General features: G+C 61.5%; 25 protein-coding genes. 16 read left to right on the forward strand and 9 right to left on the reverse strand.

What is annotated here, in order from left to right; all coding sequences use genetic code 11:
* Window positions 1-17: 17 nt before the first annotated feature.
* The 8 genes from R2N11_RS16535 to R2N11_RS16570 all read left to right on the forward strand — a co-directional run bounded on the left by R2N11_RS16535 (window position 18) and on the right by R2N11_RS16570 (window position 6489).
* Window positions 18-788, forward strand: coding sequence for a hypothetical protein (locus tag R2N11_RS16535; RefSeq protein ID WP_012435666.1), 771 nt, complete (start codon window positions 18-20; stop codon window positions 786-788).
* A 179-nt stretch (window positions 789-967) separates the two neighbouring features.
* Window positions 968-2797: a hypothetical protein gene (locus R2N11_RS16540; protein WP_021197368.1), complete on the forward strand. Its 1830-nt coding sequence runs from the start codon at window positions 968-970 to the stop codon at window positions 2795-2797.
* Window positions 2798-2835: 38 nt separating this feature from the next.
* Window positions 2836-3129, forward strand: a complete 294-nt coding sequence (locus tag R2N11_RS16545; RefSeq protein ID WP_225694719.1) for a hypothetical protein — start codon at window positions 2836-2838, stop codon at window positions 3127-3129.
* Complete coding sequence (locus R2N11_RS16550) at window positions 3113-3976, forward strand: hypothetical protein (RefSeq protein ID WP_012435663.1); 864 nt, start codon at window positions 3113-3115, stop codon at window positions 3974-3976. The genes R2N11_RS16545 and R2N11_RS16550 overlap by 17 nt, the downstream gene beginning before the upstream one ends.
* 310 nt (window positions 3977-4286) lie before the next feature.
* On the forward strand, window positions 4287-4529 hold the full coding sequence (locus R2N11_RS16555) for a hypothetical protein (protein WP_012435662.1): 243 nt from the start codon (window positions 4287-4289) through the stop codon (window positions 4527-4529).
* Window positions 4530-4609: 80 nt separating this feature from the next.
* A complete protein-coding gene (locus R2N11_RS16560) occupies window positions 4610-5182 on the forward strand; it encodes a Lar family restriction alleviation protein (RefSeq protein ID WP_021197366.1) in 573 nt (190 codons plus the stop codon).
* A 241-nt stretch (window positions 5183-5423) separates the two neighbouring features.
* Window positions 5424-6341: a DNA/RNA non-specific endonuclease gene (locus R2N11_RS16565; protein WP_012435660.1), complete on the forward strand. Its 918-nt coding sequence runs from the start codon at window positions 5424-5426 to the stop codon at window positions 6339-6341.
* A 25-nt stretch (window positions 6342-6366) separates the two neighbouring features.
* Entirely contained in the window at window positions 6367-6489 is a 123-nt protein-coding gene (locus R2N11_RS16570) for a hypothetical protein (RefSeq protein ID WP_012435659.1), read from the forward strand.
* A 79-nt stretch (window positions 6490-6568) separates the two neighbouring features.
* On the opposite strand, the gene R2N11_RS16575 is transcribed toward R2N11_RS16570, so the two are convergent.
* Window positions 6569-7726 (reverse strand): hypothetical protein, encoded by a 1158-nt coding sequence (locus R2N11_RS16575; RefSeq protein WP_012435658.1) that lies wholly within the window; start codon window positions 7724-7726, stop codon window positions 6569-6571.
* A 9-nt stretch (window positions 7727-7735) separates the two neighbouring features.
* Window positions 7736-8923: an integrase domain-containing protein gene (locus tag R2N11_RS16580; protein WP_012435657.1), complete on the reverse strand. Its 1188-nt coding sequence runs from the start codon at window positions 8921-8923 to the stop codon at window positions 7736-7738.
* Between the two features lie 1179 nt (window positions 8924-10102).
* On the opposite strand from R2N11_RS16580, the gene R2N11_RS16585 reads away from it, so the two are divergent.
* The 3 genes from R2N11_RS16585 (at window position 10103) to R2N11_RS16595 (ending at window position 11762) form a co-directional block, all read left to right on the forward strand.
* Window positions 10103-11101 carry a PRTRC system protein D gene (locus R2N11_RS16585; RefSeq protein ID WP_012435655.1) on the forward strand — a complete coding sequence of 333 codons (999 nt, stop codon included), beginning with the start codon at window positions 10103-10105 and terminating at the stop codon, window positions 11099-11101.
* A gap of 19 nt (window positions 11102-11120) precedes the next feature.
* Complete coding sequence (locus R2N11_RS16590) at window positions 11121-11507, forward strand: hypothetical protein (RefSeq protein ID WP_012435654.1); 387 nt, start codon at window positions 11121-11123, stop codon at window positions 11505-11507.
* Between the two features lie 117 nt (window positions 11508-11624).
* A complete protein-coding gene (locus R2N11_RS16595) occupies window positions 11625-11762 on the forward strand; it encodes a hypothetical protein (RefSeq protein ID WP_012435653.1) in 138 nt (45 codons plus the stop codon).
* An 81-nt stretch (window positions 11763-11843) separates the two neighbouring features.
* Here R2N11_RS16595 and R2N11_RS16600 read toward each other — a convergent pair whose 3' ends face one another.
* The 6 genes from R2N11_RS16600 to R2N11_RS16625 form a co-directional block, all read right to left on the reverse strand.
* Window positions 11844-12056, reverse strand: a complete 213-nt coding sequence (locus R2N11_RS16600; protein WP_012435652.1) for a hypothetical protein — start codon at window positions 12054-12056, stop codon at window positions 11844-11846.
* 95 nt (window positions 12057-12151) lie between these two features.
* Complete coding sequence (locus R2N11_RS16605; protein ID WP_012435651.1) at window positions 12152-13228, reverse strand: primase-helicase zinc-binding domain-containing protein; 1077 nt, start codon at window positions 13226-13228, stop codon at window positions 12152-12154.
* A 237-nt stretch (window positions 13229-13465) separates the two neighbouring features.
* Window positions 13466-13999 (reverse strand): single-stranded DNA-binding protein, encoded by a 534-nt coding sequence (locus tag R2N11_RS16610; RefSeq protein WP_012435650.1) that lies wholly within the window; start codon window positions 13997-13999, stop codon window positions 13466-13468.
* A gap of 17 nt (window positions 14000-14016) precedes the next feature.
* The gene (locus tag R2N11_RS16615; RefSeq protein WP_012435649.1) at window positions 14017-14784 is read right to left on the reverse strand and encodes a hypothetical protein; all 768 of its coding nucleotides are present in this window, start codon (window positions 14782-14784) and stop codon (window positions 14017-14019) included.
* 8 nt (window positions 14785-14792) lie between these two features.
* Entirely contained in the window at window positions 14793-15221 is a 429-nt protein-coding gene (locus R2N11_RS16620) for a hypothetical protein (RefSeq protein WP_012435648.1), read from the reverse strand.
* A 97-nt stretch (window positions 15222-15318) separates the two neighbouring features.
* Window positions 15319-15633, reverse strand: coding sequence for a hypothetical protein (locus R2N11_RS16625; protein WP_012435647.1), 315 nt, complete (start codon window positions 15631-15633; stop codon window positions 15319-15321).
* A gap of 830 nt (window positions 15634-16463) precedes the next feature.
* Here R2N11_RS16625 and R2N11_RS16630 point away from each other — a divergent pair.
* The 5 genes from R2N11_RS16630 (at window position 16464) to R2N11_RS16650 (ending at window position 21012) form a co-directional block, all read left to right on the forward strand.
* Window positions 16464-17588 (forward strand): hypothetical protein, encoded by a 1125-nt coding sequence (locus R2N11_RS16630; RefSeq protein ID WP_012755742.1) that lies wholly within the window; start codon window positions 16464-16466, stop codon window positions 17586-17588.
* A gap of 50 nt (window positions 17589-17638) precedes the next feature.
* Window positions 17639-18820 (forward strand): FlhC family transcriptional regulator, encoded by a 1182-nt coding sequence (locus R2N11_RS16635; RefSeq protein WP_012435645.1) that lies wholly within the window; start codon window positions 17639-17641, stop codon window positions 18818-18820.
* A 146-nt stretch (window positions 18821-18966) separates the two neighbouring features.
* Window positions 18967-19326 (forward strand): hypothetical protein, encoded by a 360-nt coding sequence (locus tag R2N11_RS16640; protein WP_012435644.1) that lies wholly within the window; start codon window positions 18967-18969, stop codon window positions 19324-19326.
* Window positions 19327-19436: 110 nt separating this feature from the next.
* Complete coding sequence (locus tag R2N11_RS16645) at window positions 19437-19880, forward strand: hypothetical protein (protein WP_012435643.1); 444 nt, start codon at window positions 19437-19439, stop codon at window positions 19878-19880.
* A gap of 148 nt (window positions 19881-20028) precedes the next feature.
* Window positions 20029-21012, forward strand: coding sequence for a CAP domain-containing protein (locus R2N11_RS16650; protein ID WP_012435642.1), 984 nt, complete (start codon window positions 20029-20031; stop codon window positions 21010-21012).
* A gap of 761 nt (window positions 21013-21773) precedes the next feature.
* Here the strand turns inward: R2N11_RS16650 and pilV are convergent.
* Window positions 21774-23072: a shufflon system plasmid conjugative transfer pilus tip adhesin PilV gene (pilV, locus tag R2N11_RS16655; RefSeq protein WP_012435640.1), complete on the reverse strand. Its 1299-nt coding sequence runs from the start codon at window positions 23070-23072 to the stop codon at window positions 21774-21776.
* Between the last annotated feature and the right edge of the window lie 2 nt (window positions 23073-23074).

Genomic DNA, 23074 nt, shown 5'->3' on the forward strand with positions numbered 1-23074 from the left:
CGACATCGGAGGATGGAATGGCAGAGCAATTGATCGACGCAGCGCAAAGCACGCTGGCCAAGGCGCTGTCGGCACTGAGCCGTCGTGCCGACCGGGTGCACTCACAGCTCTGTGCTGCGCAGCGTATTCGCACGGCCTATCTCGCCGCGCAGGTCGGCATATTGGTGCCGGCCGTCTCTCGGTCGGTTGTTCGTTCGCTTCAGGTCAGGCTCCCCGCATTCATGACCTCCGACGTCATCGCGGAATTCCACCGCGGGCGCAAATTCCTTGCGGTGTTTCCCCGCAAGCAAACCCGTGAGTCGCTGTCGATCCTCCAATACGCGCTTACGGCGTATCTCAGTCAGATCCGCTACCAGGAATTGAAGGAATTCGACGCTGAAATTGCCCACCTGCGGGCCTACCTCACTGACTTGGAACGCGCACGTGAGCAAGCGTCAGACCTTCTGCGGGTGCTCCAGGTGGTGCAGGATCGCGCCGCACCGGTTCCCTCCGAAGCGCAGCCGCTACTGGCTCGGATGGCTGGCGCTGGGGATCGACATTGCCGGCGCTCGAACGCCGGCACCGACGGTCGGCGCCGCGCGGCCAGTGCATTGGATGATCAAGACACGAACCTATGCGCGTTCGTGTTGGCAGAACTTCCCTCTCGTTTGGGGGAGCTTCTGACGCGCGACAAATCGGCGGCCTTCGACGCGTCGACCGAACGCCCTCGCGCTGGGCCGACCACTGGCTCGCCACGTTTGCCTGTTCCGGCACTCGACACGCTTGACGCGCAACTCGCGACGGCATGACCACCGAGCGGCTGGTGCCATCCCTTGACTTTGTACTGGGCTGGCTACGCTGATCTGAATCCATTGCCACCCGAGGCCAGCCGCCTCGCACACAATTGACGATGAACACCTCCGCATCCTCCAGCCCTGCAGTCGCATGCGGTCCCGATGGCCGCGCCCGCGCGAACGCCACGCTCACCATGGCGAAATGGATTCTGCTCAGCAGAGACCGCACCCTCGATCATGCTTGCGTCGAATGCGTGCCAGATGGCGCACTCGTTGTGCCAGGCTTTCGTTGCGGCTACCACTCCGCGCTGAATGCGGTGACCGCCGTAGATGATGCTGACCGACAGGAACCAGCGTACGCGCCGGTGCAAGCGGTGGTCGACCAGTTTGTGTCCGGATACCAGCTACACGGCACGCTGGGGTCCCATGTCCCGACTCCACGGGAACGCGGGCTGATTGCCAACGCAATCGCTGGCCTGCTCGCCGACACGGTCTTCCTTCGAGAGTTCGACAAATGGCGGCGTGCCGACGCCCCGCAAGCCAGCATGCCACCCGCGGCAGCAGTTCCCGCGGACTGTGCCGGTGCCGGTGAACCCTCCACCCTTCGCAACATGTTGGCCGCCATCAGGGTCGTCGGCCAGATTGACGGCCACGATGTGATACGTCGCCTGTCCATGCTGGACCTTGTGGACCGCGAGAGGCGCGCAGCCGAGGAAGAGGCGCCAGCTGGCGCCATCGCCTTGTCCGATGCGCATGCGAAAGGCGTCATGGACGCGCTGCGCGGCGTTCACGAGCTGTTTGTCCATGAGGACGGTTGCGGTGCCTTGCCTCCTGACAGCCCATTTCAGAATGGGGACCAGCCGTTCGGCCGGACCTCAAGAAAACCACAGCGAACAAGCGCAATGCTGAGCGAAAAACATCACAACCCGCATAGGAGCGGCACGGAAGCCTATCTTGCAACCGAGCACCACAACGAAGGCTGGAACGGAGCATTGGCCGCCGTCCGCAAAGTCCTGGGCAGTAGTCTGGCGGCGGCGATCCACTACCCGGGCTGCTGGGACACAGCGGCATATCCGACGATCGAAAGCGCACTGGCCGAGATGGGCGAGGAGTTTCAGTGCACGAACGATGATTGCCCCCACCACTCCGACCTACAGCAGGGCGAGCCGAGGGCGTTCGACGTGGCTGTGAGCGGATACAAAGTATTGCTGGTACGCACGCGCAGTGAAGCAGACGACACCGCGAAGCATTTCCGAGGCCGTGGCTGTGAAGTCGAGGTGTACCCCTTGTACGGTGGCCAGCGGTTCCATACCTTGAAGGCCACCGACTTCTACGAGCTTGATCCGGACCGCAACGGCGAGCCCGGTACCGAGCCGGCACGCAACGTCACGCACCTAATGCCGGAGCCGTGGCCACCGGCGTTGAGTGGCGCCCCTGTCGTTCCGGCGACGCTGGAGGTTGACAATGCCGCGCTGGCTGCCGAGATCGACTGGTGTCTCGACGAAGGCCATTGCGGACCCCGCACCCGCGCTGTGCTGCAGCGAATCCGCGATCATCAAACTGCGGGCATTACACCGGCGCGGCGCCCCATGCTGCTCATCACCCTCCGCCAGGCCGAGAGCCTGCAGCAGTTCTTCGGTGGTCACGACGCAGAGGTCGCCGTTGTGCCCTACAAGGACGGACTGCTCGCCTGGGACGTCGAGTGCCCCGGCGAGGGCTCTCAGTGGCTGGGGCCAACGGCGGTGGATGACGAGCTGGCCGACAAGGGCCGGCCGGACACGTCACGGCCCGCGATCTGGAAAACGACGCATCCCGCTGTGTGCGTGCCCATCACCGACAGCAAGGCGATCGCCGACGACTGGAAGGAGCATGGCTACGACGTGGTCGAGTTCTACCCAGGACCCCAGGAGCTGCGATTGTGCGCTGACGGAGTCGGCACGGCCAACGCTGACGCCGATGGCCACACAGTTTTGCGCGATACGCCCGGTGCTGCGTCGATTGACGCAGACGAGGGCCCACGCTGATGTGGGGGTTCCATATACACCTGGACATCGAGGGCTTCGTGCGGAGCAGCACGTACCCGGACGACTACATTGGCCTCTTCCGTGATGCCACCGGGCGCTCGCTCACGCCAGCCGAGGCGCGCACCAAGCTGACGATCGACAAGGCAAGGGGCCACAAGGTACTCCCGATGAGCAAGGAATGCGGCGCCGCGCTGTGCCCACACGCAACCGATGGTTGCTCCGGCTTCGACTATTCGGGCGGTGGGTGTCCAGGCTACCAACGAGGCAATGGCAAGGCCGCTCCACACAGCACAGCAACGACGACGGAGGTCAACGATGCAGCAGACGAATGAGAACGCTTCCCCGGCAACAACTCAACACGAAGCCATGACGCTGCTTGCCGACCTCGTTCTTTCAGTGCAATGGTGGGCGGGCCAGGAAGACGGCATTCCGGATACCGTCCGCCCCGCCTTTGACCGGGCTCAGAAGGCTCTTGGCTGGCCACAAGGGGAATCGACCACCACGCCGGCGGCAACGGCAATGCCCGAGGCGCCATGTGCGAGTTGCCACGGCTTCGGTAGCGAGCTGACGGTGTACAAAGGCAAGGTTCCCTGCCGGGCATGCCAGAAATCCAACAATGCCGCGCCATGGCTACCTCCCGGCTGGGAAATCAGTGTGGCCGATGACGACGGCTCCACCTGGGTGACACTGCGCCGCTGCACTTCGGATCGCAAGGTGCTCGCCCAGTCGGTCTACGCGCACAAGCGGGGATCTCTGGATTCGCATGTTTGGCATGCACTGCGCCATTCTCTCGACATCACGCGCCCTCAGATCGCAGAGCTCGACCACTGGCGAGCCCGGGCACTGAATGCAGAGCAACTGCTCAACAGCCCCGAGCTGCATGACTTTGCCCGCGGGGTCGTGCAAGAAGCCGCCCACCAGCGCCAGCGTTGGGGAACTGCCAAGGACGCCGACAAGTCGCCAGCGGACTGGGTCTTTCTCGTTGGCCACCTCGAAACCCGCTCCATGATGTACCTGCAGGCCGGCAACGTTGACAAGGCGCTGCATCACACGATCACGACCGCTGCGGCACTCGCCAACTGGCACACGAACATTTCCGGAGCGGATAGCAGCATGTGGCCCAGCCTTCCCGGCCAGCCACATGCCAGCGCCCCGGTGGGCGGCGGCGGCCATGCGTGAGCACGTCAACCTCCGCAGCATCTTCAGTGGTCGCAGCCCGACGACCGGCCTTCCCTTCGCCGAACGCCACAGGTAGAGCGGTAGCGCCTGGGGCAAAGCAGCCTGCGAGCTTCGCTGCCGGATGCTCGACCAGTTGCTCAAACCCGCGGCGCCGTCCACGTCGCCTCGCTGACTTGATCCCGCACAACAGCAACAATCGGCACGCACAATGAACATACATTCTGGTGCCGCCCAGCTATTCTCCGCATTATCTCCAGCCATTCCTCAAAAGCGCAGTGAGGAAGTTGGCCTTTACCAAATAACGTAGTACATGCCCCCAGCAGATCTCTCCTCCGAATTTCCCCACCCTGAAACGATCATCGCCGTGCGCGGCGCCCTGTCCATCGGCCTCCAGCAGGGGCCAGACAGCCCAGGAGGCCACTGGCTGCACGAGTTCTGGGCGTTCGGCCGCGCCCGCGCCGAGGCTGAAGCCATCATCCAAGGCTTCATGGAAAGCGCCGCCATCAGGATTTTGGCGACGTCTCACGCATATTTTGGAGCCGCTGCAACATAAACCCGTCTGCAGTGGTGGTTCAACAAACTCGGCGACAGGCATAATCCGGACTTAAAATCCAATCATCGAGACCCAACGGTATGTTTGACGATCTGATCGGCTGTGGTCACTGCGGCGGACGGGCCAGGTTCTTCGCTGGCCGAAAGGAGGCCGTCATTGTGTGTACACAGTGCGGCATTGGCACGCCGCCCGTGCAAATCGGAACCTCCAAAGAAGCGGCCTACGACGAGCTGGCTTTGATCTGGAACCGACGCGTCGAGTATCGCCCAACCGATCAACACGAGCTGGCCTCGATCGCGCGTCGCCAATTGACGCCGGTGGACATCCCAATGCTGCTGGACGCGATCGCCCGCAATGCCATGGATTGGGAAACCCGCGGACCGATATTCGCGGCAATGGCCGCCCAGCTCAGCAGGCCCGCTTCCCCCGCCGCCGCGGAAGTACCAATGGCCACCGTCCTTGAAGACGCCGGCCGGTATCGCAAGCTCGTGCGATTGGCCAAGGTCATCTACGTCGATGGCCGTCCCTGGATCCGCTTCGAACCACTCGACGCGTTCGACGCCGAACTGGTTGAAGGCGAAGAAAATGCCTTCGCGCGCATGGACGTATTCGTCGCGCGTGCGGTGGATGCCCTGGAGCCTCAGCTCGACTAGCGCCCCTCGCCACCATGATCGCGCGATCGGCGAGGCGCTGACCTTCCAACTGACGATGGCGTCGACGCGCGGTAGATGACCGTGCGGTAACGGCCATGCTTTGGCCGGCCGGATCTCGTTCCGTGCCCAGCACTCCCAAACCCTTCACGCAAATCGGCCCGCAGAAGCTCTCGCTTTCGGGTACTTGACATTGCCCGTTACAAGGCACGATGGATCTAGGTCAACCCGGATCCCAACTGCCGTGCTCAAAAAAACCCTGCTCTTCGTTGCCCTCTCTGCATTCCTCCAGGTCGCCGGCGCCTCTCCCGATCACTGCGGCGCATCGGTCGCGGACGGCGCGCAACCGAAGGTGCTGTCCAGCAAGCACGCTGGCGCCAGCCACCTGCTCTGCTACCGCGCCTACGCGGTGCTCGTGTCCTCGGCGACCCGGACACCGCTGTGGTCAGCCGAACACCTGACCGCGCAGGCGGTGAACCAGGCGCGTGAGCTGCCGCGCGAAAGCGATTTCTTCGAAGAGACGTCTTTGCCGGCAACCGCCCGCGCCACCCTGCAGGACTACCACGGTAGCTCGCACGTCCAGATTGACCGTGGCCACATGTCGCCAAGCGGGGACTTCGGCGACCTGGCATCGCAACAGGAAAGTTTCAGCTTGGCCAACGTCGTCCCGCAGAACTCGGTCAGCAACCGCCGCATGTGGAGCCACCTGGAGACGTCGACCCGCCGCCTGGTACGGCAGACCGGCGAAGCCTACGTGGTGACCGGCCCAGCATTCACGGACGGCAAGGCCCGTTACCTCAACGAACATGTACGGGTACCCGACTATCTGTGGAAAGCGATCTACGTCCCGGGCGTCGGCGCAGCAGCCTACATCGCACCCAACGATGCCACGCCGAAATATGCGGTGGTCAGCATCGCCAAACTCGCACAATTCACCGGCGTCGACCCGTTCCCCCGGCTGCCGGCCGCGACGCGCGATCAGGCGATGGAGTTGCCGCCGCCCACCCCGCATCCGCACGAGAAGGCTGGTCGGCAGACCACCCTCAACGATCTCTTGAGCCGCGCGCCGGCAGCGGAGGTGGAAGATGTCGGACCGACTGCCGTGGCCCGCGTTCCCAACGTATGGCGGCTGGCCCGCGCAATCAGCGCCGCCGTTCGCTAAGATGGAATCTAAATGGAGGCATCCCATGAAAGCCCAACAACCGTACGGATCTCCCCAAACCCTGGGCCGTCGTGTCAGCTTCTGGCTGATCGCTGTGGCCGTCGCGCTGTACCTTTCCTACATCGCCGGGACCAGCCCGCCGTTCTAACCCGCCGACCAATCCCGCAAAAGCCGCCACACCGTTGGCGGCTTTTGCGTTATTTGTCCTGAACGCGTCTAGCGCGCGATCAGTTCTTCGTTGGGTCGGCCGCGCCCGATGAGCACGAACGCCCAAGCATTCCGCAAACCCGGGCGAGCAGCTCTGCGAGTCGCGATCGCACAACCGGGGCCGGGCCGGCACCGGCACCGGCACCGGCATGTGCGTCCATAGCAGCTCTGGCCGAGATCTTGTAGGCGAGTATCTCGCCCGACGTGATCAACCGCTGAGCCTCTCGGTCAGCCTCTTCGGCGCACTCGATGTACCGGAGCTCTCCTGCAGCCCATTCCACTCTCACTTCGTCGCGCTCCCAGCAATTGCCGTGCACCCGACGATGAAAGCGCACCCAAGGGAGGTCGACGTAACCAAGATGCCCATACAGGCGCCGCCACGCAGGTGCGCTGCCCGGCCAACACGCATCGAGTGGCCAGTGCCAGAAGAACTCGGGGTCGCCAAGTTCTGGCCGGTACATCCAGACGTGTGGCGCGTGGCTGAACCGCCCTTCCTTCCACCATTGCTTCAGCAGATCCCACCCGGCACGATTCGTCGGCACACTGAAGTTGAGAGACCACTCCGGCGTAGGCGCCTCCTCGAATGGAATCCCATCTTGGGACGCGCCGTGGATCTGACAGTGGCAGCACCCCGCTGCGGCAAGTGCGTCCCGCATACGCACAACTTCGGCCCCACTGGGGCTGATGCTCCTGCGCTCACCATCCGATGTCCGCAGGCCCCAGCCAATGCTGACAGTCACCCCCTCTAACGAGAGGGAGAGCGGTAGCCGGCCGCCGTCCATCACCGTCCGAATTGCCTGGAGGATGTCCACCCCGAGTTTCGCGGCGTGCGCCCGCCGAAGCCGATCCTCCTCGATCTCGCGAAGCCGCCGAGCTTGGTTGGCCGTGACTTCCGCTGGGCTCAGCGGCCACCGCAGGAAGCGGAGCGCTGCGCGCCATTGCGGCGAGATAGCAGCCCCACGAGCCAGCAGCAAATCGCGGGCCTGCTCGATCAGGTCTTGAGCGTGATCGATGGCCACGTCCGTCAACAGGTCGGTGCCGTCAGTCTCCGCGGTCGCGTTTGGCAGGTTCTCTCGGATGAGTGTGTACAGTTCTTCGTCTGTGCACGCCCGCAGCTCTGGCTCTGGAAACAGGTAGGTATCCCAATCGCCATCGGCCATTGCGTCATCTTCAGTCATCGCACGACCTCATCCCGTGAAGTGCCGATGGCCGGCCGCAGTACCCGCCTCGGCGGGCTTGGCAAGCAGGCGATACAGTGCGGGGCGCGAAATGCCCAGGGCCTCTGCCGCCTTCAGCTTGACCCCATTGGCCGCGGCAACCGCCGCGACGGCCATCTCACGTGTGACGACGGGCCGGCTCCGGGCTGCGATCGCGGAATGCGTCGACAGGTAGGCGTTGGCCTTCTCCTTGCGGCTGTGGCCGGCGGCTTCCACCACCCGCGTCATGGCGTCCTTGTGCGCTTCACGGTCGAGAACGCGTGCGCCCCCCTTGATGGCCGCTTGCTCACCGGTCAGCCGTTGGTACATCTGCTGCAGGAACTGGTGTCGTAGACCGTGGGCGGTGACACCGTCGCCGCGCTTGGTCACGGCGTGCTTTTCCAGCACGGTATAGAAGCGCCTGCGCCACTGCACCTGCGTATAGGTCGCCGGGATCAGGGAGCCCCGTTCGGGATTCGTGCACGCGGCCAACTCAGCCGCCTCCGCAAGCAGGTCGTACTGCCAATCGAACTCGATCAGCACCTGTCGCGGCCGGCCTCCCTTGGTGCCGTCCTGCACGTGCAGATAGCCCGATGGAAGTAGGTCGCGCGCTGGGCGCAGTCGCCAGCTTTCCTTCGCGCGCAACCCGAACGCTGCCTCAAGCTTCAGTTGAATTGCGACGTGGGCATCCGTCTGGGCGATCTCCTCGATCTTGGCTAGCGCGTCGATGTTGTTGCCGTCCCAAGAACGGTCGGTCTCGGCGGCGTAGCTGCGCGTGTAGCCTGCCGGCCTCTCCACGTAGTCATCGATGCCGCCCACCATGTTGGTCTTGCCCATCCACGAGCACAGCGCGCGCAGGTGTGAGAGGCGCAGTTCAACGCTGCCCACCGCGAGGTTTCGTTCTGTCACCCAACGCTGCACCAACCATCGCAGGTGCTTCTCCGCCAGGTTGTAGGGCGACATGATGGTGAAGCCGCCCTCACGCAGCTCCACTGCGAGACTGAGCAACATCTGCGCGCGCTGTTTCTGCGAGATCGACGACAGCGCGCGACCGCTGACGCGGGTCTGGCTGTGCGGCTTGTGCAGGTTCTCGCCCGCCAAGACCGCGAATTCCGACTTGAACCGTTCCGGCAGCGAGTAGTTCGCCAGGATCGGCTTGAGATTGATGCGCGTCTGCACCGTGACTCCGAGTATTGGTTGCGCAGCGCGCACGTCCTCGACGCAGGTTTCCCCGCCGGCAACCGCGCCGCACTCACGGAATCCGCACCCCCGTGCTGGCTTCCCCTTTACCCGACCCACCACGGTCGGCTGCCGGTTCCCCCGGCCAGGCCCAACTTCCCCGCCTTTAGCGATTCCAATCGATCAGCCCGACGCATGGAAGCAATGCGTTCTGACTGTCCGTCCTGCAGCGAGCCTGCGCTTGCGCGCTGACTCACCGCTTCGCGGCCTACACACCGGCCGGCATCTTGCGACGCCTTCCTGCCGACACGAGCAAGGCACGCGACTCCGCGGCCTTCACTCGCCCACAGGCTTTTGCCCTGGTGTGAGATTCTCCTTGCGCATTTCTGGTGCCGGCTGCGCCTACCGGTCGTCACGTTCAGATACGTGCGGTCACCCTTGCTCGGGTCGCTCTCGTATCCCACCCACAAGCCGAACCATCTCCGCCGCTGTGTATCGGGCCTTGTGATTCGTGCCCAGCCCTCTGGCTGAACGGGTGCGTCTTATCGCGTTCCATCCACAAACACTGTTCGGTGTTCGGCTTCGGATTTGTACGCACTGCGGTCTAGCTTCACAGCCAGCGCGCTGATCGTTTTGGTATCGCGGTGTCCGGTGGCCTCACTCTCCGGCCCCATCCACTTGATTTGCTTGAAAAAAATGCCGGATGACTATCCGGCACGAACATTGGTGCCCAACAACCTCTTGGTCGCCGGCTCACCCTGAGTTTCCGCGGTCTTCGCGGAGCTATCGATGCGTCGGGGGACGCGTGTGGTGACTCAAGGATAGGGCAGCCCAGTGAATTGCGCCGCACGAAAGCTACGCAAGATTGACGGGCTTTCTTCCATCAAACAGCCGGCGCAGCCTCGTACAGTCCCAACGTAAGGCGACGTGACACGTACATACCCCGTAAGGGGAAGCTACGTGTCACCGGCGGGCACCGATCGGTTATGCGCTGAACCACGTGACACTCACGTGCACCGCACGGTGCAGCTACGTGTCACTAGCAGAGGCTGACCAATCTCGCCCAGCTCGTCGTGACATCTACGTCTCCCGCAAGGGGGAGCTACGTGTCATGTCGCCCTCACGCGTCATTCCACTGCCCCGGCGGAAGCTGCTCCGCCCCAACACAAGGTCTGCACCATGAAAGCCGCCACCGTTGCCGTCGACGTCGGATACGGAAACACCAAGTTCGCGTTCCCGATGGGCTCCGAGACCAAGCTGAACATGTTCCCGTCCCTCGCGCCGCAAGCCGCGCCACGCGCGCTTGCCAACCACGGGAACGGCTTCTTCAAAGCGCGCGACGTAATCACCATTGCCATTGACGGCGTGGAATACGAAGTCGGCCCCGGTGTGTCGCTCTCCTCGGCATATGGTCAGACCGGCCGCACGCTGTCGGAGGACTTTGTGACCAAAGACGAGTACGCCGCGCTGCTGGGTGGCGCCCTGCGCCTCGCCCAGGTATCGGAGGTGGGCCAACTGATCCTAGGCCTGCCCGTTCACACGACCCAGAAATACGCTTCCTACTTGCGCGATCGCTTCACAGGAACGCTTGATTTCGGGGGCGAACCCGTTGAGATCGGATCGGTCATCTGCTTGCCGCAACCGCTCGGCGCGCTGGTGACGTTTATGCGCCAACAGAACACCAAGTTCGATGCCGACAACGCGCACCTGGTCATCGATGTCGGCTACTTCACCACCGATTGGGTGGTCGCCCAGGGCTTCACGATGGACGACAATCGCAGCGGCGGCGTACCGGGCGGCTCGTCCAAGATCTATCAGCAGATCGCATCGCTGATTGAGCAGGACGAGGGTGAGCCTGTCACCGGCATTGAGCGCATCGACAAGTGCCTGCGCGACAAAAAGCCGATGCTGTTCTTCGACAAGGAGATCGATCTCACGCCGTATCTGGAAAAAGCGCGCAGCGTCTGCCAGCTCGCCGTCAAGGAAATCCAGACCCGCGTCGGCCGAACCGAAGACATCCGCGCGATCATCCTCGCCGGCGGCGGCAGCGCACTCTATGTGCCTGCCATTCGTGCCGCGTTCCCGCGCACCCCCATCCATGCCCTTTCCTCCCCGTGCTTCGCTAATGTGAGCGGCTTCTACGACATTGGTAGCACGCGCCCGGTGAAGCAGAAGTAATCGGGGGCGCCATTCCACCATGGACAAGCTCTCGATCAAGGTCACGCTGACGCCCGTCACCGCGCCGACTCTCTTCCCCTATCTGGCCGGCATCCTGGATTCCAAACAACGCGCGCACGCGCTGCGGCACATGGCAGAACTCGGCTACACCGCGTTCCTGGCTAGGCAAGCGGTGCAGACAAATCTGGTGCCGGCACAGGCCATTGCACCGGCTGTCGCCACACTCGTGTCTGCAGCACCAGCGCCGTTCGCTCTCGCGGAGTCTGTGGCACGGCCAAATCCTTCGCCCGCCCCCGCTTTCGATCCGGCCGCCTTGTCCGAGTCCGACTCGCCTTCGCCTGATGGACTGCCAACGGCGATGGCCGAGCACCTCGGTGAAGCCATGGCGCGATTCTTTCCAAACTAACCCTGCAGCGTAGCGGCGCCAAAGGTTGACATGGCGACAGCCCGGGTATCCTGAAGACATCAAGCGGTCAAAGGCAACCGCGTTCGTGTAACCTCACACCCTTCAGGAGGCATTGAAATGGCTGACTTCTTCGCTCACCTCAACTACGTCAATACCGCCAAATTCTGGTTGATCGCCGGCACCGGCATGGCAATTCTGGAAGCCGCGCGCGTCGTGCTCGGCCGGTTTGCCCAGCGGCCCGTCGGCCACGAGTAACGGCCCGGCGAATCACGAATCGAAGGCGAAAAAAAACGCCCGGCAGTGCCGGGCGTTTTTCGTTAGGGTTGGGTACTTCAATCAGTGCAGCGATGCACGTTGCAGACAGAACGTCTCGACGAAATCGAGATCGCTGTCCTTGCCAACGAACTCCATGCTGCCGCCGTCGCTGCGGCGAAAGACGTGGTAGCACTGCGCATCAGACTTGCCCGCTGGAACCTCCAGCGAATCGACAATGCGCATCGCGTGGATCTGCAGTTTTCCGACCACTTGAATGAATCCCTTCATGGGCATAGCGAACTCCAGAATGCGCCCAGGGAATTCGCCCTGTGGGACGAACCCACAGGGCAGAAGTAAAGAGAAAATGCCACCCGAAGGCGGCAACGAACTTAGGCGGCAACCGCCTCGTGATGCACAGCGCGCGACTGATATTCAGCACACCACTCGTCACAGAAATCTGTACCGCGCAGCTTCGGCCGATGGATGACAACCGTGAAGCCTTCCGCACGCAAGCGCTTGGCGAGCGTCAAGGCATCGGACATTCCCGGCGACTTTCCCGTCTTTGGATCCACTGCATCAAAGTCGGCAAAGATGTGCACGGTGTGGATGCCAAGACCTTCTGGCACAACGAACTGGCTGACCAGCACGCGATTGAGGCAATACCACATCGGCACACCGAAGAGCATGTAGGCAGCGTAGGAAGTCTCCAGCCCTTCCGCGATCCCGATCTCACCGTTACGAGGCGTCATCAGCCGCACCGCGCCGCCGGCGAGCGGCAACGCCGACACGTCATTGCGCTTGGCGGGCAATACCTCCCCGTCCTTGCTGATGATGGTCGCCTTCATCGGCTTGACGGGGTCCAACGAGGTTCGATGCACGGTCGCCATCTGGCCATCGGGCAAGGTGAATTTGGCGATGATGGTTAGATAACGGCCGATCACCTCGTCCTCAAACAGGTAGTCCTGCATCGCAACCCGCAACGATTGCGGACGCGGCGCCCGGAGCCCCGGAACCCGTGCGGCCAAGTAGTGCATCACGTGGTCGCCTGGCGTGAGAGACACTGCTTCATCCCACTGCTTATGGATGCGGCGCTTCTTCCAGACGGGATCGGCTGACTTCTTTTGCCGACAGGCGACCGGCCGATTGACCAAGGGACCGATTGGATGAACGGGTTCGCCGTTCAATCTGCAGGTCAATTCGTGATACGACATACCAGTCGCGCGACACACGAGCTCAATGCCGTCTCCGGCTTTGGGGCTACCAGCGTTGCATTTGCGGCAGACCCAATCGCCGCGACCACGTTTGTTGTCGTAGGTAAATCGATCGTGCCCACCACAGATCGGGCACGGGCCAGGCCTACCCTTCCAGAAGCTCTCCGTGAGGAAAGCCGCCGGCAGGTATTGGTTCACCAGAGCATCCCATTGAGTGGGCGTCCAGTTTTGCACTATTTCACTCAGTTTCTTCATGGGATGACTCCAGGTGGAGTGTTGGTCGATGCCTGAGACAGGCGAGGGAACGCTTGCTCAAAGGACGGCCCGCACGGGCAGACCGTCTTTTCAGCACGACGTCTTGGGGGTGAGATTCGAAGGGGGATGCGCCAAGCGACCGCCGGCGCAGGAGAGGAAGTTGCCCCTCCAGGTTCCACTTTCGTGGAAGCCCAGAGGCGCTTGAGAAGAACTACAAATGAGCCCTGTCGATCAGGACTAGAACGGGATGTCCGGGTCGTCAAAATCCTCGAAGCCGTTGGACGGCGCGGGTTGACGACGTGCACTACTGCCCTGGCCACTGCCGCCTGCGCTGCGGCTCATTCCTCCAGCCTGGCTGCGGCTACCGCCATGGCCACCGCTAGTATCATCGCCACCGCGCGAGTAACCACCACCGCCTTCACTTTCACCACCGGCGCCCTGTCGGCCGCCAAGCATCTGCATCTGCTCCGCGACAATCTCGGTGCTGTATTGCTTCTGGCCGTCTTTCTCCCATTGACGGGTTTTCAGACGACCCTCGATGTAGACCGACGATCCCTTCTTCAGATACTCGCCAGCGATTTCCGCCAAGCGACCGAAGAACGCGATGCGATGCCATTCGGTGGCTTCGCGCATCTCACCGCTACCCTTGTCCTTAAAGCGATCGGTGGTTGCCACGCGGATGTTGGTGACCGCGTCGCCACTGGGCATGTAACGTGTTTCCGGATCAGCACCGAGGTTGCCCACGATGATGACCTTGTTGACTGAAGCCATACGGAATTACCTTTTGGTTAATGGGCTACGGAGATGGACCACAGCCACTTGTCATGAACCTTTTGGTTGCCGTTCTCATCGAGAACGGGGTCACCACTCTTTTCATCGAAGGCCGGGACCTTGATCTTGCGAAGGCGTTTGACCTCAACTGCGTCGCCGAGCTTGCAGCCCGCCTCCGAGATTGCGTCCTTCAGGCCTTCGCCCTGCAGCGTCTCCATGCCTGAGGCCATTTCGAGCTTCAACGCAAAATTCTTGTAGGACTTACCGGGACGTTTGCGATCAGGGAACCGCTCTTCGCCCCACGACTTGATGCGACCGTGATAGGTGGCACGCGAGCGCGCTTCAGGGGCACGTGCGCGGCGGGCCTGCGCATCGGCCTCAACCGGTGCTTCCTCCGTCGTTTCGGGCACTGCCCGTCTAGGGGCAGCCGCACTGCGAGTCGGCTCCTGCTTGACTGAGGAAGGCTGGACGCCGCCCTGAATGACCTGTGCCACCACCTCCGTCACCTTCAAGCCCTCGTGGACTGCTTTGAGAGACCAATGGGGGATTAAGGCAGGCAGCAGCTTGGGACCGAACGGGGTCTCGGTGAGACGGCTCTCGAAGAGCGCAACGAAATGCGCGACTCGATCACCTTCATCGCGAAACAGGTGCGGCTCACCGCTGATGGTCATCTGTGTTTCGTTGTTGCCGCCAGCACCAACCTTGATGGGTTCGGCGTCTGCGTGACGCTGAGGGTTGTCGGCTTTGGGAAGGAGCACCTTCACGAGCGATTCGAGGAACGTCATGCGGCCTCCTACAACAGCGTGCCGCAGAACGAATGCCTCAGTTCGTCGAGATCCTTCTTCAGCCTAGGCTGGTTCAGGATGACGTCCTGCAGGACTTCGGGGTTCACCCCGGTCACTGCGCACACGTACAGGTACGGCAGCGCACCGTCCCAGTAGTGAAAGATCCAGCCGAGCGTCATGCGGTAATCCTCCAAGTCATAGAGGGTTCCGCGCATCCGCGCGCGAAGCATGTCGGCGCAGTCGATAAGGGACTCGGGCATGTTGTCGCCTCGGCGGCTGTCGCATGCGAGGCTGATGAGAGCGTCGACCATCTTCTCCTTGACCGAGTCGGACCAGTAGGCCGGATCCGGGAGAGGGTCTTGCTTGTGTTGCGTGGGGGTTACGGCAGCAGCATCCCCGAAGAAATCGAGTTGCCACGCGACTGCATTGGTATTCATGGTGACTTCTCCATGGGGCAGCCTCCCCCCACCTGCTGGCGGGAGAAGACTCCCACCAACAGGGGGTTAAAGGCGCCTTCCAAGGGAAGGCCTGAGGTCAAGGGCGCGTGGCGGCCTTGGGGCGAAGCATGGGCGTGACAACCGCGGACTTCGCATAGCGTGCCGTGTTGGCAGCCGGGCGCACCGCGGGAGCGGCCTTGTCCGCCTCGGCTTGTGCAGGCTTCGGCGGGATGATGACGGGTGCAGCAGGGATCGGTGCAGCCTTCTCGCTCTTCAGGCTATGCCAGATGACCGAGAGGAACACGATGCCTACGACAACGGCGATGGCATGCGAATGCGCGGCCATGTACAGCACCAGCATCGTGCAGAACAGACGAAAGGGGGTATTGACGAACTTGAGCAGGGATTCCATGGTTCTCTCTCCAGAAAACGCGGCAAGGGATTTCCTGGCGGCTGCCAGGCGATCATTCGATGCTCGGATGAGCAAGGAATCCCGCAAGCAACAACGTGCTTGCCTCACGCGCGAGCGTCAGGCAAACAAGCTGAGCCGGGACAAATCAGAAAGGGAGAATGGCGCTGAGCGGCTGTGAAGCCAGATGGAGTTGCTCCATCAAGCGCAAGTTCGATGCGTCAACGACGCGGAGATGTCACGAACTTTAGCGGATGCAGTGGATCCGCGCAAGCTCGCACGCGCGAGCCTATCCGCTGCAAGGCAGTGGATGACGCGACGCTCATGCCATCGGATGCCCCCCTTTTGTGGGGCATTTGAAGATGCATTCAGAAAATCTTAATTCGCTTTGACGACTGATATTAGCTTCATTTAATTCACGCACCCCTCCAAATACTGCACCCACACCCCACCTCATTGGGGTTAAGTATTGCGATTCGGCGAACGATACAACGATAGAGTCGCGTCTTCCTTTAGCAATTCGTAATAGGCCGTTCGTATGTAGCCGCTTTCCGACCCGCCCCAACCGATGACCTTCGATTTTGCTCTCGCACATCGCAGGCCACGCGTTCACTTGACTTCTCCCTGACCGCCTTACGATGGCTCGAAGAGGAGGTGCATTCGCGGTAACCATCCGCATCGCACCGCCCGTTTGGCGCCTGAGCACATCTGGCTCCGGTCACGAGAACACTCCACTGGCTTACATCGACATGACTCATACGGACTTCCAGCTTGCGCAAACGATCACGGACGACGGTTCTGTCTCCGCCATGACATTCGCGAGGACCCAGTTCATGGACCTGGACGAATCGTCGATTGGCCGAATCGCACAGGCGACCGAGGAAATCTGGCAGTCGCAAAACCGTGTCGTGGCCGAGTTCATCGCAATTGGGGCACGGCTGGTCCACATTGACGGCATCATCATGGGGAGCCTCACGCGCACCCTCGGTGATGAGACCGTGGCCAGGAAGCGCGGGAGTGCCATGCTGTCCAGCTACGCAAGCACCGTCCTTCGGATGACCGATTCACGCGTGGCTCTCTACATCAACATCTACAGGAAGTTTGCGAACAACAGCCGGGCCATCACCAACCTGACCTTGGGTGAGATGAAGATCTTGGCCCGCAAGGACATCACCGATGACGAAGTCGACAAGGTCATCGAGCACAAGTTGAAGACGGATAGCTTTAAACGCGAGGACATCCGGCCGATCATCGAGAAGCTTCGGAAGACAGAAGAGGATCTGACCAATACCGGCCTGCAGCTCCAAGTCACGCAGGAAGAGCTGAACGAAAACCTGAACAACAACCGCGATCTTGAAGCACAGATTCGAACTCTGGCTGCCCAACTCACGGTGTCCCAGGAGGAGGTGGCCAATCGGCAGCGTGCCATGGACGAAGCACAACTCCAGGTCACCCGCAGCTCTTCGACCGTCAGCACGCTACAGCAAGAGATCGACCGTCTCACGCGCGAACGCAACGCGCTAGCAGCAAGGGCAGAGAGCGGCCAACCGGCGGCTGTGAAAGAGACAGTCGAAGTGCACGTTCTGCCGCCAGGACTCCAGACCCTGGACGATGCGCTCCAAGAAGCCAACCGTCGCCTCGAAGCGGCCAATGAGGACGTTAAGCGCAAGCAGGACGAGCTTGATCGACTCAACCTGGAAATCGCACAACAGCAGGACGACATCAACTCGTCTGCTGACGCCAGAGCGAAGATGATCACGCTGGTTGCCGACATCGAATCCGTCGCACACAAATACCAGTCTGCGCAACTCACGGCCATCTTTGCCAACGCATCGGCCGAATGCCGTCCCATTCTCGAAGGCCTCGCTGGCGTCCTGACCAAATTCCTCGGTGAAGTGAACGCTGCGCTCGCGACCACCGAGACCACAAACCGCGTGTCCCGCCGGACACGCACGTAAACCGCCTGATTCAAGCGCCGGTCCCAAAAACAACAACTGACTCTCTCGCCATGACTCGTTCGACTGCTCTTTCTGCCAAAGACTCGCTCATCCTTCCCGACCGGATTACCGACCGGATCCGTTCCATCAACTACCAGCTTGCGGATTTCATGGGCACCTGCATGCTTCGGCACCGGGAAGTGGCGCCAGTATTTGGAGTGCGGCCGGAAGAGCTGGCCATGCTCGCGCAGAACGCTGCAGGGCAGCGGCAGTTGATGGGAACACCGTTCCTGGTCGTGACACCGATGTTCAAGAACGTCGAAGATTGGCGCAGCCTCATCAAGAAGACGACACCAACCCTGGCCATTGACAAGGTGAAGGCGGAATTCGGCAACCTTGATCCCAGCCTGAAGATGAGCTTGTTCCACCAGAACAAGGATTACGTCTGGATGGTAGTCGACCTACTCCACTCCACGCCCGTTGCCGCTCAACTGCTGGGCATGCCGCAAGACCTGGCTGACTATCTCGTGACCGTGTCTCAGCACGAGCTGGAGCTTGCCATCTTCGGCGCCAACTTCCCGATGTTCCGTTGGCGTTTTGAGAATCCGATGTTCTGGCTTGAGTATTCGGCCAACCTCATCTCGGAAGAGACGATCTGCCACCACGTGATGAACGCCGGCGACTCACGTGCCCCGCGGCCCCTGCAACGTGAACGCTGGGGAAATTTCCGCGTCGGCCGCGCGCAGATGGAACGCTATACCGAGGCGCTCATTGGCCTGCGTTGCCGCGCATCCAGCGTGGCCTCGATGTTCCCTGGCACCGCGGCTACGGCGCGCGCTCTCTATCGACAAATCCACGGCGAATCGTCTCCCTGCGGCCTGATGCCCTCCTCGTCATCCTGGTACGTGGAGTCGGTGTCGAGCCGCATTCAGTCGACGACGCTGATTTGGCTGTACTGGAGCGCCCTTGCCGCACGTGCGAACGAGCCAGAGGCGTTCATCACCGCACTCGACACCGTCGGGCGTCTGTTCGGCGATGCCGCGCGGCTGACCCCGGACCGGGCGTTCCATTTGGCCCGATCAGTGTCCACCGGCAGCGATTTGTCCATGTCCAGTTGCCGCACCTGTTCCACGCACTATCTGACGTGCAATACCACGCCAAAAATCGAACTGGCGGCGTCCTTCTATTGCCCGTCATGCACAGGTGCGTTGACGGCGCCACGCAAGGGCAAACCGCGCAAACAACTCGCATAGCTGGATCGGGCCCCGAATGGTGGATGGGCTGGCGATGCCGCCCGAGCTTGACTCTGATTCTCTCGGCGTACGCTCAAGACGTAGAAGCCTCTGCCGCGGCGTCACGACTGGCGGCGGGTGCCTCCCCATCCACAAAGGACAACGATATGCGCCATCTTGCTTCCCGCTTCGTTTCTGGTACCGCATCGCTGTTTGGTACCGCACTGACTGGCGCGTCCCTAGTCGGGAAATCGCACGCCGGCACCGCTCCTGCGCTGGTCCTCGGTCTCGCGCTCATGATCTTCTTCGCACCGCGCTGGTACCGGCTCTACCGGTTTCGAACACATACGTTTTTCTGGTATCGAAAGAAGCATCCGGGGTTGGTATCTGACGCTGGCACGATCACGTGTGATCGCTGCTCGTCCAAGCATCTCAGCGTGCACGCGCTTCGACGTGCGCCCGGCACACGCGCCCATTTTTGCAAGACCTGCGGCAAGACGCTCTATTTCTCGGCAGAGGGGTGCTAGGAGCGCGCAACTCTTCGGCACCGGCAAGCGAGAAAGCGCGCTTACCCATAATGCATTCACCACGATCAGCACGACGGCCCCAGCCGACACAACTCACAGCCCACAATCACATGACCACATTCTGCAAGTTCGACATCCCGGCGTTTACCGCAACCGTGCGCAAGAAGGCAAAGCTCCTGCTGGCCATCGCCGCCACCGCCATCATCACGGCATGTGGCTCGTCGACGAGCGACATCGTCGGCGAATACTCCGTCCAGGGAAAGAACGGGCTCGAGCCAACGCTTCGGATCGAGAAGGCAGACGGCAAACTCGCCGTTCAGGAGTTCCACAACGGCAATTGGCGAGCCATCCAGGGCCCGGTCAATGATCTGACCAAAGAGCAAGCTCAAGCGCTCTTCGGCCGCGCCGTTAGTGAATCAGTCAGCGGGATATCCACGAAGGACTTTGCGCTCGTCCATGTCCCTTCGAACTGGAGCAACAAGGACTTCCCAACGACGACGGGGTATCTGCTCGTTTCGATGCTCGGGCCCGTGGAACTGCACAAGGTCAAGTAGCAACGCGTTGCTGCCGACCGCCCCCGCACACGTTGAGCGCGGCATCTGAAGTACCTGGAGTGCATCCTTGACTTCTTGAGCCGCACGCTACGATTAAATCAAGTGGTCGCATATCGATCACCGACCTCAAAATCACCGGAGAAAATCAATGACGAACAAACTCTCTCTCCTCGCAATTGCTGCTGCATCGACTCTCGCACTGACCGCATGCGGCGGTGGCGGTGACGGTGGCACGTCCACGACTGGCGGTTCGACCGGCGGCACTACGACTCCGCCGGCACAGACTGTCACCGGCACCCAGACGACACCGCAGTACGGCAGCACGAGCGCACAACTGGCAGCGTTCAACACGCTGAACCAGTACCGTACGCAGTGTGGCTTTCCGGCACTGTCCGAAAACACTGTGCTGGACACTGCCGCCCAAGCACACGCTGCCTACATGAGCACGAATGGCGTAGTTGCGGATAGCGAGACGGCGGGCAAAACTGGCTTCACCGGTGTCACCTATCAGGATCGCGCGGTGGCGGCTGGCTTCCCCAATCAGTACGTCGGCGGCGTGAGCGGGGGCTACTACACCAATGCGACATTGACCGACGCCCAATACGGTCAGCAACACATTATCGGCTGGCTGTCCGGCGTCTACCACATCGCTGCGGGCGTGTGGCCGTCGAGCATTGTTGGCATCGGCGTCTCCAAGACGCTGTTCAACGGTTTCCCCGACGTGCGCGCCTCGATGAGCTTCGATGCGCCTAAGACGATGCCGGGCAACATGCCCTTGACCTTCCCGTGCCAAGGCACCACCGGTGTGGCCTACTCGTCGAACGGTGAAACGCCGGCGCCGCCGAACACCAGCGGTTCGTGGGGCATTCCTGTCGCGGTTGCGGCCAACCCGAGCGACACCGTTGTGCTGACTTCCGGCACGATGACCGACAACGCCTCGCACACGGTGACGTTGCAACTGCTCAACTCGTCAACTGATCCGAACAAGTTGGTCCCCGCGTTCGAAGCCGTCGCCTACCCGACCGCACCGCTGCAACCGAACACGCCGTACACGGTGAACCTGTCCGGTACGATCAACGGCACGCCGTTCACGCGCAGCTTCACATTCACGACCGGCAACGTGGTGGGCTAAACAGTCTAGCCATCAAAAAGAAAGCCCCACAGTCACCGTGGGGCTTTTTCTTTGTGTCGCCGATCTCTCAATAACTTGCCTGCGGTCAGGACAAACGCCATTTTGCTTTAGCCAACACCGCCGCCGCATGCCCACGGGTTGTAGACAAAGAACACTCGCGACAAATATTGTGTAGCCGTCGCTGGGTCCGAAGGCTGGGAGATGTAAGCTGGAGCAATGTAACGAGCATAGTTCGAGTTCATATACGCTACCCCGTTGTAATACATCTGGTCCCAAGTACCAGAGAAAGTCTGCCCTCCCCAATCGGAGTTGCTGGCGTCATACGTTCCGTCTGCGTATCCATTAAAGGGCCCAAGGTTGCCACAGCTGTTGGTTGTATACGTTGCCACCAACACGTGACCTGCAGGCGGCGGCGGGGGCGGAGGTGCCGTCGGCTGACAGTTCAGGCCTACCCAGCTCGATCCATTCCAAGAAGGGCCACTGGCAGCGTAGTAGCCCGAAGGACACGAAGGCGGTGGCTGATAGTTGCAGCCAGGCGCACTCCAATAGGAACCCTTCCAAACGGGACTTGAAGTCGTCGTCCATCCAGCGCCAGACGAACACTGCGGTGCCGGGACTGGGCCCCTTGCGATAGGGCTCGGGCAAGTCGAGTCTTGGTATCCCGGTGAACAAAGCACAGGGTTCGCCATTGCAAGTCTGGATCCCGCCAGAAGCACAATCACCGACAAGACCCTAAGTAGCATCCTCATTTCACGACTCCATTAGTATCCGCAATAGGTCCCAACAGTGGCAGTCGCGCCACCGATGCCGGCATTTGATCCATCCATGATGTAGACAGTCCACGGGCCTGATCCCCACGCTCCATAGTTGACGACCGTCGTCGGATCGACCGCAAAGTTCGCCGGGGTCACAACGATCATCGGGGTTCCGCCCGCCGGACAAGTCGGCCTCGGAATTCCAGAACCATGTTGCGCGGTGTAATACCCGAAGCGCTGCAAGCTCCCGCCAATTGGTTTCCACACGTTGTACAGACAAACTAATTGCTGGCCAGAGCCATCAGCATTGCCTGCCTGTGTTCCGTTTTGGGCACACGCCGTGTTGGGCGAAGCAACGTTACCCAGCCTCTGCGTTCCCGCCGCGACCACATCGCCGGACTGGTCGACCGAGAATATGGACTGTGTCCAAGGGTTGTTGACGATACGGAACGTGCCATTCAAGCTCTCAAGGTAGATCGATGTACCGTTCGATCCTTTCAGGCCTAGCACACCGCCCTCGCCCACCTGCTCCCAAGTGACTACTTTGCCGTTTGCGGTCGTGATCGATGGCACGGCAAGCGAACCACCGGAAAGAGCCTGCAAGCTTTGTGAGCTGATCTGCTGTGCGCCACTGATGTTGTGCAGCGCCCCCCCTTGATCGGTCATACCAAGGTCGGTCTGCATGTTGTTCAGCTCGGGATGGCCAGGAACCTGAACGCGGTACAGATAGCTGTTGTTCGCACTCACGCCTGTGAACGCAAGCAGTGACACCAGGTGACCGCTGCCTGGATTGGTGAAATTGGTCAACGGAAGCTTCCATGCCCCGTATGCGCCGTAAGCATTTGCGGGGGTCATGGTTGCGTCACCATTCTGGCCGGCATAGGGGACGAATCCGCCCTGCGCCCCTGCTTGGGCGGCAATCTGAACAAGCTGGACAGTGTCCGCGATTGCCCTCCCGCCAACCGATTGCACGACCGACTGCAACGTCCCCGCGGTGGGCTGCAGGACCTGAAGTTGCCATGTCTGTCCGAAAACATTCGTGGTCGAAAAGCCGTTCGGCAAGTAACCGCTGCTGATCAGCATTGCGGTGGTGATGGTCACCGGCACGGTAGGCGTTGCAATCGCCGCGATCGATGTCCCGTTGTCTTGAACGTACTGAGCCGCGGCCTTGTTGTAGATCACCTGCTGGCTTGCCGCGGCCGCAGTCTGCACGTTTGTCATGCCCGACGCCTGCCACTGGTAGAACTGCCCCACGCTCAGCAACGACAGGGCGATGGCGATCATGTAACCGAGAATTGCATCCATTG

Origin of the sequence: Ralstonia flaminis (assembly GCF_958415495.1) — a bacterium.
Classification (GTDB): domain Bacteria; phylum Pseudomonadota; class Gammaproteobacteria; order Burkholderiales; family Burkholderiaceae; genus Ralstonia; species Ralstonia flaminis.